Source organism: Burkholderia sp. LMU1-1-1.1 (assembly GCF_040675865.1).
Classification (GTDB): Bacteria; Pseudomonadota; Gammaproteobacteria; order Burkholderiales; family Burkholderiaceae_D; genus Rugamonas.
In genome coordinates this window covers 322,715-335,933 of record NZ_JBEGHG010000086.1, presented here as the reverse complement: position 1 = coordinate 335,933, position 13,219 = coordinate 322,715, and the positions used below count along the sequence as shown (strand labels likewise).

At 63.6% G+C, this 13,219-nt stretch carries 13 protein-coding genes and 1 rRNA gene; 4 read left to right on the top strand and 10 right to left on the bottom strand.

The features are described 5' to 3' along the window. The 8 genes from MRBLMU1_RS32665 to MRBLMU1_RS32630 form a co-directional block, all read right to left on the bottom strand. A 16S ribosomal RNA gene (locus MRBLMU1_RS32665) occupies positions 1 to 109 on the bottom strand; the annotation flags it as partial. Positions 110 to 503: 394 nt separating this feature from the next. After that, complete coding sequence (locus MRBLMU1_RS32660) at positions 504 to 1,979, bottom strand: GTPase domain-containing protein (protein ID WP_363510951.1); 1,476 nt, start codon at positions 1,977 to 1,979, stop codon at positions 504 to 506. Next, on the bottom strand, positions 1,976 to 3,448 hold the full coding sequence (locus MRBLMU1_RS32655; protein WP_363510948.1) for a DUF2868 domain-containing protein: 1,473 nt from the start codon (positions 3,446 to 3,448) through the stop codon (positions 1,976 to 1,978). Before MRBLMU1_RS32655 ends, MRBLMU1_RS32660 begins: the two co-directional genes overlap by 4 nt. Before the next feature lie 59 nt (positions 3,449 to 3,507). Beyond that, complete coding sequence (locus tag MRBLMU1_RS32650) at positions 3,508 to 4,236, bottom strand: phosphatase PAP2 family protein (protein ID WP_363510946.1); 729 nt, start codon at positions 4,234 to 4,236, stop codon at positions 3,508 to 3,510. Next, the gene (locus MRBLMU1_RS32645) at positions 4,208 to 5,920 is read right to left on the bottom strand and encodes a phosphoethanolamine transferase (protein WP_363510943.1); all 1,713 of its coding nucleotides are present in this window, start codon (positions 5,918 to 5,920) and stop codon (positions 4,208 to 4,210) included. Before MRBLMU1_RS32645 ends, MRBLMU1_RS32650 begins: the two co-directional genes overlap by 29 nt. An 84-nt stretch (positions 5,921 to 6,004) precedes the next feature. Beyond that, positions 6,005 to 7,231 (bottom strand): sensor histidine kinase, encoded by a 1,227-nt coding sequence (locus MRBLMU1_RS32640; protein WP_363510940.1) that lies wholly within the window; start codon positions 7,229 to 7,231, stop codon positions 6,005 to 6,007. Further along, a complete protein-coding gene (locus MRBLMU1_RS32635; RefSeq protein WP_363510937.1) occupies positions 7,218 to 7,907 on the bottom strand; it encodes a response regulator transcription factor in 690 nt (229 codons plus the stop codon). Before MRBLMU1_RS32635 ends, MRBLMU1_RS32640 begins: the two co-directional genes overlap by 14 nt. A 19-nt stretch (positions 7,908 to 7,926) precedes the next feature. After that, positions 7,927 to 8,703, bottom strand: coding sequence for an enoyl-CoA hydratase (locus tag MRBLMU1_RS32630; RefSeq protein ID WP_363510934.1), 777 nt, complete (start codon positions 8,701 to 8,703; stop codon positions 7,927 to 7,929). Between the two features lie 72 nt (positions 8,704 to 8,775). Between MRBLMU1_RS32630 and MRBLMU1_RS32625 the strand changes: the two genes are divergently transcribed. Beyond that, entirely contained in the window at positions 8,776 to 10,092 is a 1,317-nt protein-coding gene (locus MRBLMU1_RS32625) for an MFS transporter (protein WP_363510931.1), read from the top strand. Between the two features lie 80 nt (positions 10,093 to 10,172). Further along, the gene (locus tag MRBLMU1_RS32620) at positions 10,173 to 10,610 is read left to right on the top strand and encodes a universal stress protein (RefSeq protein ID WP_363510929.1); all 438 of its coding nucleotides are present in this window, start codon (positions 10,173 to 10,175) and stop codon (positions 10,608 to 10,610) included. A 9-nt stretch (positions 10,611 to 10,619) separates the two neighbouring features. Here MRBLMU1_RS32620 and MRBLMU1_RS32615 read toward each other — a convergent pair whose 3' ends face one another. Continuing rightward, positions 10,620 to 11,825, bottom strand: coding sequence for a murein transglycosylase A (locus MRBLMU1_RS32615; RefSeq protein WP_363510926.1), 1,206 nt, complete (start codon positions 11,823 to 11,825; stop codon positions 10,620 to 10,622). A gap of 10 nt (positions 11,826 to 11,835) precedes the next feature. On the opposite strand from MRBLMU1_RS32615, the gene MRBLMU1_RS32610 reads away from it, so the two are divergent. Beyond that, positions 11,836 to 11,967 (top strand): hypothetical protein, encoded by a 132-nt coding sequence (locus MRBLMU1_RS32610; RefSeq protein ID WP_363510923.1) that lies wholly within the window; start codon positions 11,836 to 11,838, stop codon positions 11,965 to 11,967. A 33-nt stretch (positions 11,968 to 12,000) separates the two neighbouring features. On the opposite strand, the gene apaG is transcribed toward MRBLMU1_RS32610, so the two are convergent. Then, positions 12,001 to 12,375, bottom strand: a complete 375-nt coding sequence (gene apaG / locus MRBLMU1_RS32605; RefSeq protein ID WP_090326982.1) for a Co2+/Mg2+ efflux protein ApaG — start codon at positions 12,373 to 12,375, stop codon at positions 12,001 to 12,003. A 177-nt stretch (positions 12,376 to 12,552) separates the two neighbouring features. Here apaG and rpe point away from each other — a divergent pair, with 177 nt between their 5' ends. Beyond that, complete coding sequence (gene rpe, locus MRBLMU1_RS32600) at positions 12,553 to 13,218, top strand: ribulose-phosphate 3-epimerase (RefSeq protein ID WP_363510920.1); 666 nt, start codon at positions 12,553 to 12,555, stop codon at positions 13,216 to 13,218. The last annotated feature ends 1 nt before the right edge of the window (position 13,219 follow it).

The window sequence follows — 13,219 nt, the reverse complement described above, 5'->3', positions numbered from 1 at the left end:
CTCACCCGTTCGCCACTCGCCGCCAGGTTGCCCCGCGCTGCCGTTCGACTTGCATGTGTAAGGCATGCCGCCAGCGTTCAATCTGAGCCAGGATCAAACTCTTCAGTTTAATCTCTGTTTATTTGCTACTTTCGTAGCACCGTCATTGCTGACGGGTCGCTCACTCAAAATACTGACAGGCCACTACTTTCGTAGCGCCTATTTCATTACTTCTTGTGAACATTTGATATTTTAAGTATCGCGGAACCGAAGCTCCGCGTGCACTTTCATCAAACGTCCACACTTATCGACTGTTAATTTTTAAAGAACTTGTTTGGTACTGCTTGGTACTGCTTGCTGAAGAAGCGTTGTGTTCATCAGCGAAGAGGCAAGATTATGAGGCGTTTCGAATATTTCGTCAAGCACTTCTTTTTCTTCATCTTCTTCGTTTCGCGCCGTATTTGTGTACGTCGTTCTGCGAGGGGGCGAACTATAGCAAGAGGCAACAATTACCGCAAGGACTTTTAAAGCCTGTCTGCAACATCTGGATACAGCCGCACCAAGGTAGTCGTCGCTATCCGCTTGATCAACGCCGTCGCCGCCTCGCTGTCCGCCTTGTCCCGGCGCAGGTCGTTCCATAATGTCACCAAGGCGGCGTCATGCTGCGCGACCGCCTGCTCGACCTCTTCCTGCCAGAAAGCCGGCGCCTCGTTCTCGACGAAATTGCCGCGTCCCCGCCCGAAGTGCGCCACGGCCAGGTAGCGCAAAATGCCGACCACCACCAGATTGCGCATAAAAGCGTCAGTAAATTGCACGGCGGCCTGATTACGGTCGGTACTGGAATTGAAACCCCAGGCCGCGCCGGCGAACGTCAGCGCCCCGACCACGCCGCCAAGCAAGGCGCCACCACCCAAGGTCAGCCCGCCAGCCATCACGTCGGCGGACAAGCCCGTCGCGGCACCGGAGATCACCGCGCCCAGCAATCCCGCCTGCGCCTTATCTATAGGGGCGCGCACGGCGAAGTTCTCGCGCACCCGCTCATTGATCTTGCCGGCGTCCGTTGGATCGAGCTGGTGCAGGATCAGCAATTCGCGCGTCGACTCGACCGTCGCCTGGTTCAACCGCGCGATCAGATTGCCCATGGCGCGGTCCTGGCGCTGCTGCTCCTCGTTCTTGCCGATGCCGACGACCTTCAAGGCCGACTTGAGCATGCTCGAAGGCACGGCGTCGACCGCCTCGCTATCGCGCGCGGCGGCCGCCAACTGTTTGGCCAGCAACCGTGTCGCGTGATCGTAGCGGCGCGCGTTGGCCGCTTCCCAGGTCGCGAACAAACGGGCGTAACCGGCCTGCTGCGATGGATCGAGCAATTTTCCGACCACTTCATAGAAGACACGCTCATGTACCCAGCAGCGCGCGAAGGCATCCAGCGCCAGTACCTCGCGCACCGCCGGATACTGCGCCAGATGCTCGCGCCAGCGTCCCTGCTCCGTTTGCTCTTCCGCAGCGGGCCGTGGCCGCCCGGTCTGATTCAGGAGCACCACCACCGGCTTGCCTATCCATTCCAGTATCTTCATTTCCGCCGGCACATAGCCGGCATCCCTCGGATTTTCCGAGGAGTTGACCAGATAAAGAACGACGTCCGCCGATTCCTTGGCGGTGCGCAAGGCATTCTGGCTGAGCCAGAACGGCCGGTCGCGGTAGCGGTCCAGCACCTCCCGCAGGAACCAGCCGATCGGGTTGCCCGACTGCCCCAGCCGCTTGAGCAGGCGCACCGAATCGCCGAAGCCCGGCGTATCCCATAATTGCAGGCTGTCGCCCTGCGGCGTCGTCAGCAAGGTATGCGACTCGGCGAAGATCGTGACGTGGGCGGCGTCGCGCACCTCGCCAATGTCCATGCCGACCAGGGTGCGCGCCAAGGTGGTCTTGCCATTATTGGTATGCGAAATCAGTGCGAACTGGATTTGCACCGCATCGGCGGTTTTTTCAATCGAAACACTCATGCGGCAGCCGACAGTTTCAGCCCGACGCCGGCGTCGAGCGGGTGGATGGAAGGGTCCAGCAGATTCACGACGGTCGCCGTGGTCTGATGGAAGTGGCAGAACTCCTGCCATAGGGCGCTTCTCTCGGCAAGGCCGCGCTGGTCGGCCTGGCCCATGCGCTCCACAAAGGAGGACTCGTCGAGCAGAACGGCGATGCCGCGCGGCGACGCCTTGACCAGATAGTCGAGGAAGGCGCCATGGTTTTCCTTCTCAGGCGTCGCCGTCAAGTTGAACAGCACCGCCGTCATGGTCACGTTCGGATCGTTGAGGTCGACGTCGCGCAGCACCTCGCGCGGCTCCTCGCCGTACGAGGTCGACGGCCGCAGCATCATGCGGCCCTGCTCGCCGAACAGCATGATGGCGATCTGCCCCAAGCCGCGATGCCGGGCTTCGTCGACGGTAAAGCTGAACGGCAACACGCGCAGCATGCCGCCGGTGCCCGTGCCGATGGTCTCGTTGAGTTTGCGGAAATATGGCTGGTCGAGGTCGAGCGGGAAGCGCCGGCTCAGCCGCGCCGCGCGCCAGTTGGCGACCAGCGCCAGCACCAGGCGCGGCAGCACGACCAGCAGGAAGATCGTCGCCGCGTACAGATGGACCCAGCGGGCGCCGCCTTCGGGCGCGGTGGTTTGCGGGAAGCGCAGCGCCTCGATCTCGGCCAGGGTGAATCCCTGCAACTGGAACACGGCGATGGCCGGCGCGAACAAAAAGGACAACAGGCCATGCACCTGGGTGGCGTCGAGGAAGGTGCTCTCCCAGCCGGCCGCGTACTGCGACAGCAGACCACGCCCATATAAGGACAGCACCGCGCCGAGCGCGAACATGGCCGCGCTCAGGTGGATGGTGCGGCCGAGCCGGGCCGTCGTCAATTTGGCGCTCAGTTGCGACCATTCGCCCATAAAACCCAGCAATCCCGTCGCCAAGACCGGCGGCACCTTGCGCGGCACCGCCAGCTTGCCGACGCTCAGGCGGCGGATCAGGCCCGTCTTCGGCCCGCCCGCGACGCGCGCGGGAATGAACAGGCTGATAAACAAGCCCAGATAGACCAGCAGGTTCCAGGCAATGATCAGCAGCAGCGGCGCCGACAGCAGATCGACGCGGTGCGGATCGGTAATGCGGTCCAGCGCGGCGCCCAGCGCCAGCGCCAGCACCGGCAGCAGCCAGGCCAGCGCCCGCAGGCCGGTCGAGCGCTTGGCGAAGCCGGCAAACGCCGGCGTGCGCTCGGCGAGGCGTTTCAGTATTTGTTCCGAGCGCTGCTGCAGGAAATCGTCGGGCGTGACGTCCGCATGCTTGTCCGAGGCCTGCCATTGCGCCAGTTCGCGCGCGCTGCGGCTGGCGTACATGCGGTCATCCTCGCTCAGCACTTCTTTCTTCTGGTCGGCCAATTCAATGGCGCGCACCAGGACGACGTCCCTGGCAATCTGCTCGTTCATAGTGCTCCTGTTTTTGGTCAAAGCGACAACTCAACAGGATTGTGACCCAATTTACCGAATCAGGCCAATTCCGCACGGCGCTCGGCCGGCCCGAGCGTGCGGTAGAGAACGTCGACGATGAATACGGCGATCCACATCGACCAGAGCGTGTGTGTCAGGAAATGCGCGCCGCGCAATTGCTGCATCCAGCCGACCGCCAGGCCGAACGCCAGCATCAAGCCGCCCACGGCGGCCGCCATCCGGGGACGGTGCGGCAACCAGAACACGGCCAGCCCCACCAGCCACAGCGCGCTGGACGCATGGCCGCCGGGCAGGCACTGCCCCGGCGACACGCCGGCCGGCAACATCTCCAGCAGCCGCACATAGGGCTCGCGGCCGCCATAGCGCTGCAAATCCCAAGGGCAATGCGAATCGCTGAAGTGCTTCAGCACGCTAATGCAGGTCGGCACCAGGATGGCCGATAGCGCGAGCACGCGCAGTCCGGTGCGGCGCGACGCGTCCCAGGTCGGCCGAGGCCGCGCCCAATCCCACGCGGCCAGCGCGACGACCATCACGCCCGCCACCTGCAAGATGGTTTTCAATATGCCGTGATTGAATCGTTCGGCCAGCCACGCGTGGTGCCAGGGAAACGTACCGCTGGCGCGGTCGAACATGGCGTCGGCCAGCGCCAGATCGATATTGGTGTAGTTACCGATCCAGAGGATCAGGACGCCCGACAGCATCAACGAAATGTCGATGGTCCGCAGCGCGCTTCCTTGTTTAAGACTGGTTAGCGAGCGTACAAGCATGGAAAATATCGAGTCGGGGGTTGTAGACGGCCGTGCTGATGTTCAGCATGCCGAGGAAGGAATGGAACACATTGTCGTGGGAGAATTCCTGTCCGCGCCGCGCCGCCAGGCAGCGCTGGTCCAGGTTGAAGCGGTCGCGGTAGCGCTCGTCCAGCCACAGCATGAAGGGAACGTGACGCTGCTCGTCGGGCGAGATGAAATACGGCGCGCCGTGCAGATACATGTTCTTTTCGCCCAGCGACTCGCCGTGGTCCGAGAAATACATGAAGGCGGTATCGACGTCGTCGGCGGCGCCGGCCGCGCGCAGCAGGTCGATGGTCTTGCTCAGGAAGTAGTCGGTGTAGGCGATGGTATTGTCGTAGGCGGCCACGATGGATTCGCGCGAGCACTTTTCCAGTTCGTTGCTGGTGCACACCGGGCCGAAACGCTGGAACGCGGGCGGATAACGCTTCCAGTACGCCGGCCCGTGGCTGCCTTTCTGGTGCAGCACAATGACCAGATCCTGCTTGGCGTTGCGGATGATTTCCGGCAGGCCCTGCAGCATGCGCTCGTCGAAGCACTCTTCCTTGTTACAGAACGGATCTCCGGCCTTCGGCTTCGACATGTCCTCATACGTCACACGGTCGCACACGCCTTTGCAACCCGAGTTATTGTCGCGCCACAGCACCTGCAAGCCTGCATGGCTGAGCACGTCAAGCAAGCCCTCCTGCGCCCTCGCCTTGTCCTCAGAATAGTCGGCGCGCGCGAAACCAGAAAACAGGCAGGGAACGGAAATCGCCGTGGCCGTGCCACACGATTGCACATTGCTGAAGTTGAGCAGTCCGGCCTGGCGCGACAGCAGCGGATTGGTGTCGCGCTTGTAGCCATTGAGCGAGAAATTCATCGCGCGCGCGGTTTCGCCGACTACCATGATGGTCACCGTGCGGCGTTTTTCCTGCGCCCACAAAGTGCCTTTCATGGCGTCGCTGCCGAGCGGCGCGATCACCGTCGCGCGCGCCATTTTATGTTTGAAGAAAGAGTTACCGGCCTGGATGACGTTGGTGGGCGTCAGCAGGAAGCGCATCTGGCGGTACTCGCGCACGGCCGGCGCCAGGGTCTTGAAGAATCCCATCATCAGAATGCCGGCGACCAGCAGCGACACCACGATCACGGCGGGATTGATCAGCAGCGCGCGGCGCAACGGCGGAAATTCGAGCTTGAGGCGGTACACCAGCACCGACGGCAACGCCCCCAGCACGGCGATCGTCAGCACCAAATTCCAGCTGAACAACTCGGTCGCCTCGTGGACATCGGTTTCCATCACGTTCTGCAGCATCGAAGCGTCGATGGCGATACCGTAGCGGTTCATGAAATAGCTGCTGGACGCGGTGACGAAAAACAGCAGGATCAACACCGGCTTGATGACGTAGCGGAAGCTGAACAAGGTCAGGAAAGCGTTGAACGCCAGCGTCAGCAATGTGAACGACGCGATATACAGCGGCACATTGGCCAACTGTAAGCCGCCGGTGGCGACAAAAAACGTTTGCCAGAAGCTAAAGTTATACAAAAGTACAAAGAAAGCCGCAGCCGCCAGGGTCAGGTGCTGAACATGGACGCGTTGCGCACGCCAGAACGGCTTGACGCGCAGGAACGGCAGCAAGCGCGCGCGATGATGACTAAGAGTTAAGTTCGGGTGTACGTTCAACAGAGGCTCCTGGATTCCAGCCTCCACCTTACTAACTAGTTGGTCAACTCCGCGTCAAAGATGCGTTAAATCTACGTTAATTCCTCAAGGAAATCGAACTTCAAACACGCTGCCGCCGCCGACGCGCTCCCTGTAGGCCAGGTCCGCGCCGAGATAAGCGCAAATGCGCTGCACCAGCCCCAAGCCCAGGCCGGTGCCCGACGAGCCGCTGGCGCTGACGGGGATGGCCTCGTTCAGCAGGCGCGCGCGGGCCGCCGCCGGCAAGCCGGGGCCGGTATCCTCGACGATCAGCGAACGGCCGGCCAGGCGCACGACCACTTCACCCTGCATGGTATAAAGACAAGCATTGCGCACCAGGTTGCCGATGGCGGCGATCAGCAGTTCGCGCGGCGCGTAGATCATGAAATCCTCGCCGCCGGCATACCGCACCTCCAGCGGTTTGGCCGCCGTCAGGGGCTGGCAGCGCGCCGCCTCCTCGCCGGCCAGTCCGGCCGCCGATACCGACGTCATCTCCAGCATGTCCGGCGACCGGGCCAGACGCAACAGCACCGTGACCGAGTCGGAGGCGTCGCGCGCGGCGCGGTAGATCCGCTCGGAGGCGGCATGGATGGCGGGATTGGCGTGCGCCTGCGTCATCAGGATTTCCGCCGCGCCGGTGATGACCGTCAGCGGGGTGCGCAACTCATGGCTGACGTCACCCGTGAAGAAGCGCTCGCGGTCCAGAACTTCGGTCAACTCCTTGGTACGGGCCGAAAAAGCGCGCGCCAGGATGCCCAGTTCGTCCGGACTGTCCTGCAACGGCAGGTCCGGCCGGCGCGCCTGCACCGCCGAGGCCAGGCCCATGATGGGCGCGACCATGCTGTTGCCGATATACGCCCCGAACATCATCGAGCAAATCAAAAACCCGATAAACCCGATGGCAAACATGCCATACACCACCACCTCGATCTTTTCATAGGCGCTGGCGTGATCGACCACCGCGTACCGTCCGTTATCGTCCCTGCCGGACCAGACATGCAAATCGACGCCATCGACGGTGATCTCGGTCGCACCATCGGGCAAATCGCGCAACGAGAGCGGGATTTCAGCGTCGTGATGGAAGCTCAGGCCGGCCGGCATTTCCACCGGCAGGCCGCCGGCGTGGCGCGGCGAAGCCCAGGCCGCCACTTCCTGCAGGCGCTCGTCCACCAGTTTCACTTCGATGCCTTCGATGGCGACGGCGGCGATGACGGCGAAAAACAGGATGCCGGCAGCGGCGAACGTCAGGTAAGCGACGACGATACGCCGGCGCAAGGATTTAAACGGTGGCATCGGAGGCTAGCAGTTTATAGCCGATGCCGGGGACGGTGCGCAGCATGGCGAATTCAAAAGGTTTGTCGAGCGCCTGGCGCAGCGCATGAATGTGGGTGCGCAACGCGTCGCTGTCCGGACGGTCCTCGCCCCACACTTCCTGCTCCAGCAATTCACGCGGCACCAGCCTGGGCGCTTGCGTCATCAGGCATTTCAGAATGGTGTAGCCGGTCTTGGTCAGCGCCAGCGGCGTGCCGGCACGCTTAACCTCGAAATTCTCGGTATCGAAGCGCAAGTCGCCGACGCTGAGCACGGCGGCGCCGGTGGTCTGGCCGCGCGCGCGCCGCAGCAAGGCGTTCAGGCGCACCTCCAGCTCGACCAGCGAGAACGGCTTGACCAGGTAATCGTCGGCGCCGCTGTCGAAGCCGGCGACCTTGTCCTCCAGCGTATCGCGCGCCGTCAGCATCAGCACCGGCGTGGCGTCGCGCAAGTCGCTGCGCAGCTTCTGGCACAGTTCCAATCCCGTCATGCCGGGCAGCATGACGTCCAGCACGATGACGTCGTACTCGTGCTGCGCCGCCAGGGCCAGGCCGGCGTAGCCGTTCGCCGCCGAGTCGAGCACATGCCCTTTCGCCTCCAGGAACGCGTACAGGTTCGCCAGGATGTCGGGATTGTCTTCAATAATCAGGATGCGCATGGGAGTGGAGCGGTGCGGCTTACAGGCCGTCAAAATTGGGCGGCCGTTTTTCCAGGAAAGCCTTCATGCCTTCTTTTTGGGCAGGCGTGCCGAACGCGGCGTGGAACAGGCGGCGCTCGTAGCCCACGCCCTCGGTCAGCGGCACCTCGAAGGCGCGGTTGACGGCATCCTTGACCATCATCGCCACCGAGGTCGGCATGGCGGCGATCACGGTGGCGGCGGCTAGCGTTTCCTCGATCAGCTTGTCGGCCGGGACGATGCGCGACACCAGGCCGATGCGCTCGGCCTCGACCGCGTCGATGGTGCGGGCGGTCAACAGCATATCCATCGCCTTGGCCTTGCCGATCGCGCGCGGCAGGCGCTGCGAGGCGCCGGCGCCCGGAGTGACGCCGATCTTGATCTCCGGTTGGCCGAATTTGGCGGTGTCGGCGGCGATCAGGAAGTCGCACATCATCGCCAGTTCGCAGCCGCCGCCCAGCGCGTAGCCGGCCACCGCGCCCACCACCGGTTTGCGCACGCGCAGGATGTGCTCCCAGTTGCGGCCGATGTAGTTGTCCCGATACGTATCCACATACGTGTAGTCGACCATGGCGGCGATGTCGGCGCCGGCCGCGAAGGCCTTCTCGCTGCCGGTCAGGACGATGCAACCGATCGCCGGGTCGGCGTCAAACTTGAACAACGCCTCGCCAAGTTCGTTCATCATGCGGTCATTGAGCGCGTTCAGCGCCTTGGGACGGTTCAGACGGATCAGCGCGACTTTGCCGTGCACTTCAACGATCAGGTCTTCATATTGCATGGTTGTACCTCCACGGTGGAATATTATGGGGTCGATTGTAGCGCCTATCACCGCCGCTGGTATTATTGAAGCTTGGCAACTTACTTCGGCGAGCCTCCCATTTTTACCTCACTCCGCCGCCCGCTGCGCGACAAGCTGGCCGCTGATCCCCTGCTGGGCAACAGCGACTTTCTGCGCTACTGGTTCAGCGCCATCCTCAACGGCTTCGGCAGCTATATCGGCGCGCTGGCCGTGCCCTTGTGCGCGGTGTTGCTGCTCAAGGCCACGCCTGCGCAGATGGGCATGCTGGGCGCGGCGGCGGCGATGCCGTTCGCGCTGTTCGCGCTGCCGGCCGGCGTGGTGCTGGACCGCAACCGCAAGCTACCGATCCTGCTTGCCAGCAAAGCCATCCAGGCCAGCGCCCTGTTCAGCATCCCGGCCGCCTGGTGGCTGGGCCTGCTGTCGGTCGAATGGATGTACGCGGTCGCCTTTACCACCGGCGCGTGCAACGTCGTCGGCGGCGGCGCCGAGCAGGTTTTCCTGACCAACCTGATCGGGCGCGAGCGCCTGATGGACGCGCAATCCAAATTCGCCGCCACCGACTCCGCCTCGCGGCTGCTGGCGCCGGGCTTGGCCGGGGTGCTGATCCAATGGCTCACCGCGCCGTACGCGGTGCTGCTCAACGCCCTCGGCTTCGTGATGTCGATCCTGCTGCTACGCAACCTGAAGGCCAACGATCCCAAGCCGGCGCCGTCCGACAAACACCCGCTGCGCGACATCCGCGACGGCCTGCAATTCATCTGGAAGCAGCCGCTGCTGCGCACCCTGGCCTGGAGCGTGGGCGCCTGGCACATGCTGTTTTACGGGTACGCGGCGCTGGCGGTGCTGTTCGCCACGCGCGACCTCGGCATGAACGCGGGCATGCTGGGGGCGGCGCAGATGGTGGGCGGCCTCGGCGTGCTGGCCAGTTCGATGCTGCTCAAGCCGCTGACCCGGCGCCATGGCGCCAGCGGCACCATCCTGATCGGCATCGGCCTGACCGCCTTCGCCTTCATGCTGACGCCGATGATACCGGCCAGTCTGTTCGGCTATCCGGCGGCCAGCGCGGCGGCGTTCGCGGCCTTGTCGCTCTTCCTCGACTGCGGCGTGATGCTGTTTGTCATGCCGTACATGGCCGTCCGGCAGAAGGTCACGCCGGACGCCTACCTCGGCCGCATGGTGTCGACGATGCGCTTCCTGACCATCGCCGTGGCGCCGCTGGGCGCGCTGACGGCCGGCTATATCGGCGAGCATTTCAGCGTCCGCACCGGCCTCGCGTGCGTGGCGGTGGGGGCCATCGTGCTGACCGCCTGCATGGCCATGTCCCCGTCGCTGCGCGAGGCCGAGCAGCCGGCGGCGGCCCCCTCGTAATCCGCCCTACCGTGCGCCGGAAATCCGGCCAAGCTATTAGGCTGGCTCCAGTATCAACCGATCCTGATAGGGGGTGCGCCATGTTCAAAACCATACTGCTGCCGACCGACGGCTCCGACCTGTCGGACAAGGCGACCGCGACGGCGGTCGAATTCGCCAAACTGAATCGCGCCAAGATCGTCGGCATCACGGTGATCCAGCCTTTGCCGCTGTCGTCGATGGGCGACGGCGGCGCCGTGATCGACTCGGGCCAGTTCGCCGTCAAGATGCAGGACGCCGCGCGCGGCTACATCGACAAGGTCGCGGCGGCCGCGCGCGCGGCCGATATTCCGTTCGAAGGGGTGATTTCGGTCTCGCACACCCCGTACGAGGAAATCGTCGAGGCGGCGAAGAAATTCGACTGCGACCTCATCATGATGGCGTCGCACGGGCACAAGGGCATCAACAAGCTGCTGCTGGGCAGCCAGACCGACAAGGTGCTGGCGCACACCACCTTGCCGGTGCTGGTGTTGAGATAAGCTGAGGTTTTACGGCTGCTTGGGCAACAACACCCAGACATTGCCGCGCTGCTTCATGCGGCCGGCGTTTTCCGCCGCCTCGGTGCCGAAGCCGAAGAAGTAATCGACCCGGATCGCGCCACGGATCGCGCCACCGGTATCCTGCGCCATCACCAGGCGCTGCAGCGGAATATCGCTGTTCGGCATCGTGGTGGCCAGGAACATCGGCGCGCCCAGCGGCAGCTGCGAGGCGTCGATCGCCACCGAACGCTGCGGTGTCAGCGGCACGCCCTGCGCGCCCTTCGGACCGACTTTCGGGTCCGGCAGCCGTTCCTCCTTGAAGAACACATAGCTCGGGTTCACATTGAATAGTTCCTGCATGCGGGTCGGATGGCCGGCGATCCAGGCCTTGATGCCCTGCGCGGACGCCTGTTCCAAGGTCAACTCGCCCTTCTCCACCAGATACTTGCCGATCGATTTGTACGGATGACCGTTCTGGTCGGCGTAGGCCACGCGCACGGTTTCCTGCGTGTCGGTCAGCTGCACCCGGCCCGAGCCCTGCACCTGCAGGAAGAACGATTCCACCGGATCGTCGACCCACAGCAATTCCTTACCGGTGAAATCGGCCTTCTCGATGTCGGCGCGGGTTGCGTACGGCACCACCTTCTTGCCGACCAGTTTGCCGCGCAGGCGCATGCCCTTCAGCTCCGGATAGACGCTGGCCAGATCGACGGTGACCATGTCGTCCGGCACCTTGAACAGCGGCGTTTGATACGGGCCGCCTTTTTTGCGGGCGCCGCGCAGCAGCGGCTCGTAGTAGCCGGTGACCAGCCCGTCGGTGGCCCCGTCCGGCGCGATCACCTGGTTCGGCACCATGAACGCCTCGAAGAAGGTGCGGATGGCCTTGTCGTCGGCGGCGTTGACGCCGCGCGCGATCGAGCACGATTCCTTCCACTGCGGCTGCTTGACCAGCACGGTGCAAGAAGACATGAAGGCCGGCCAGGCGGCGCGCACGTCGTCGCGCTCCCAGCCGGGCAGCGCGGCGAAGGTGGTCGGCACCATCCGCAGCGCCGCCGGGGCGGGCGGGGTCGCCGGCGCGGGAGGAACGGCGGGCGCGGCGGGCGGAGTCGGCTGTCCGGCCGGCTTTTCCTGCGGGATCGGCGTGGTGGTGCAGGCGGCCAGCGAAAGCGCGACGACGGAGAGCGGAACGAGTAGACTACGACGTGTAAATGACATAAGGATAGCTATGTGGGTATTGATGTTGGAAGCATGCGTGGCGTTTTTCCTGCTGGTGTTCATCGTCTGGTGGACGATGTACCAGGGCAAAGGCAAAACCAGGAAGTTGCCCCCGCCCGAACAGGATGACGATCCGAAATAAGGGCACAAGCGGCGCGGCCCGGGAACCGGCGGATCAGTGGAGCGTGCGCGGCAGCGACAGCACGAACTCGGGGATCTTGGCCTCGAACTGATGGCCGTCCTCGGCCACGCAGAAGTACTCCCCGACCATGGAACCCTGCTGGGTTTGCAGCGCGGTGCCGCTGGTGTATTCGAAATGTTCGCCCGGCTGCAGCAGCGGCTGGTGGCCGACCACGCCCAGTCCGCGCACCTCTTCGATGTGGTTGTTGGCGTCGGTGATGACCCAGTGGCGCGAAATCAGTTGCGCGGCCACGGTGCCGGTGTTCTTGATCGTGATCGAATAGGTGAACACGAAATTGGTGCGTTCCGGATCGGACTGATCCGGCAAGTACTGGGTTCTGACCGACACAGTAAATTCATAAGTGGCCATCGAAATTCCTTAAGGCTGAGGCGTGGGGTCGTAAAAAGATCAATTGCGATTGTATATCGTCAGGCCCCCATTGCACCGCAAATCGGCACCGCGTGCAAGGAGGACGCGGCTGAAAACGGGCGCGGCCGGGCCGGGCAGCGTAAAATAGCGCATCTTTTTTAATGCAGGCCCCACGTCATGCCCAATTTCCGTATCGCTCCCAGCATCCTGTCCGCCGACTTCGCCCGTCTGGGTGAAGAGGTACGCAACGTCGTCGCCGCCGGCGCCGACATCATCCACTTTGACGTGATGGACAACCATTATGTTCCGAACCTGACCATCGGCCCGCTGGTGTGCCAGGCGATCCGCCCGCACGTGGACGTGCCGATCGACGTGCACCTGATGGTCAAGCCGGTCGACCGCATCATTCCGGACTTCGCCAAGGCCGGCGCCAACATCATCACCTTCCACCCGGAAGCGTCCGAGCACATCGACCGTACCCTGCAACTGATCCGCGACAACGGCTGCAAGGCCGGCCTGGTGTTCAACCCGGGCACGCCGCTGCACTTCCTCGACCACGTGATGGACAAGATCGACATGATCCTGATCATGTCGGTCAACCCGGGCTTCGGCGGCCAATCCTTCATCCCGGAAGCGCTGAAGAAAATCGCCCTGGCGCGCCGCAAGATCGACGAATCGGGCCGCGACATCATGCTGGAAGTGGACGGCGGCATCAAGATCGACAACATCGCGGCGGCGGCCGCCGCCGGCGCCGACACCTTCGTGGCGGGCTCGGCCATCTTCGGCCAGCCGGACTACAAGGCCGTCATCGACGCCATGCGCGCCAACCTGGCGGCGATCTAAG

Coding starts and splice junctions, on each gene's coding strand:
- MRBLMU1_RS32635 (WP_363510937.1), bottom strand. CDS start 7,907: ATGCGCATCCTGATTATTGAAGACAATCCCGACATCCTGGCGAACCTG.
- rpe (WP_363510920.1), top strand. CDS start 12,553: ATGCCCAATTTCCGTATCGCTCCCAGCATCCTGTCCGCCGACTTCGCC.
- MRBLMU1_RS32615 (WP_363510926.1), bottom strand. CDS start 11,825: ATGTCATTTACACGTCGTAGTCTACTCGTTCCGCTCTCCGTCGTCGCG.
- MRBLMU1_RS32630 (WP_363510934.1), bottom strand. CDS start 8,703: ATGCAATATGAAGACCTGATCGTTGAAGTGCACGGCAAAGTCGCGCTG.
- MRBLMU1_RS32660 (WP_363510951.1), bottom strand. CDS start 1,979: ATGAGTGTTTCGATTGAAAAAACCGCCGATGCGGTGCAAATCCAGTTC.
- MRBLMU1_RS32640 (WP_363510940.1), bottom strand. CDS start 7,231: ATGCCACCGTTTAAATCCTTGCGCCGGCGTATCGTCGTCGCTTACCTG.
- MRBLMU1_RS32650 (WP_363510946.1), bottom strand. CDS start 4,236: ATGCTTGTACGCTCGCTAACCAGTCTTAAACAAGGAAGCGCGCTGCGG.
- MRBLMU1_RS32610 (WP_363510923.1), top strand. CDS start 11,836: ATGTGGGTATTGATGTTGGAAGCATGCGTGGCGTTTTTCCTGCTGGTG.
- apaG (WP_090326982.1), bottom strand. CDS start 12,375: ATGGCCACTTATGAATTTACTGTGTCGGTCAGAACCCAGTACTTGCCG.
- MRBLMU1_RS32655 (WP_363510948.1), bottom strand. CDS start 3,448: ATGAACGAGCAGATTGCCAGGGACGTCGTCCTGGTGCGCGCCATTGAA.
- MRBLMU1_RS32620 (WP_363510929.1), top strand. CDS start 10,173: ATGTTCAAAACCATACTGCTGCCGACCGACGGCTCCGACCTGTCGGAC.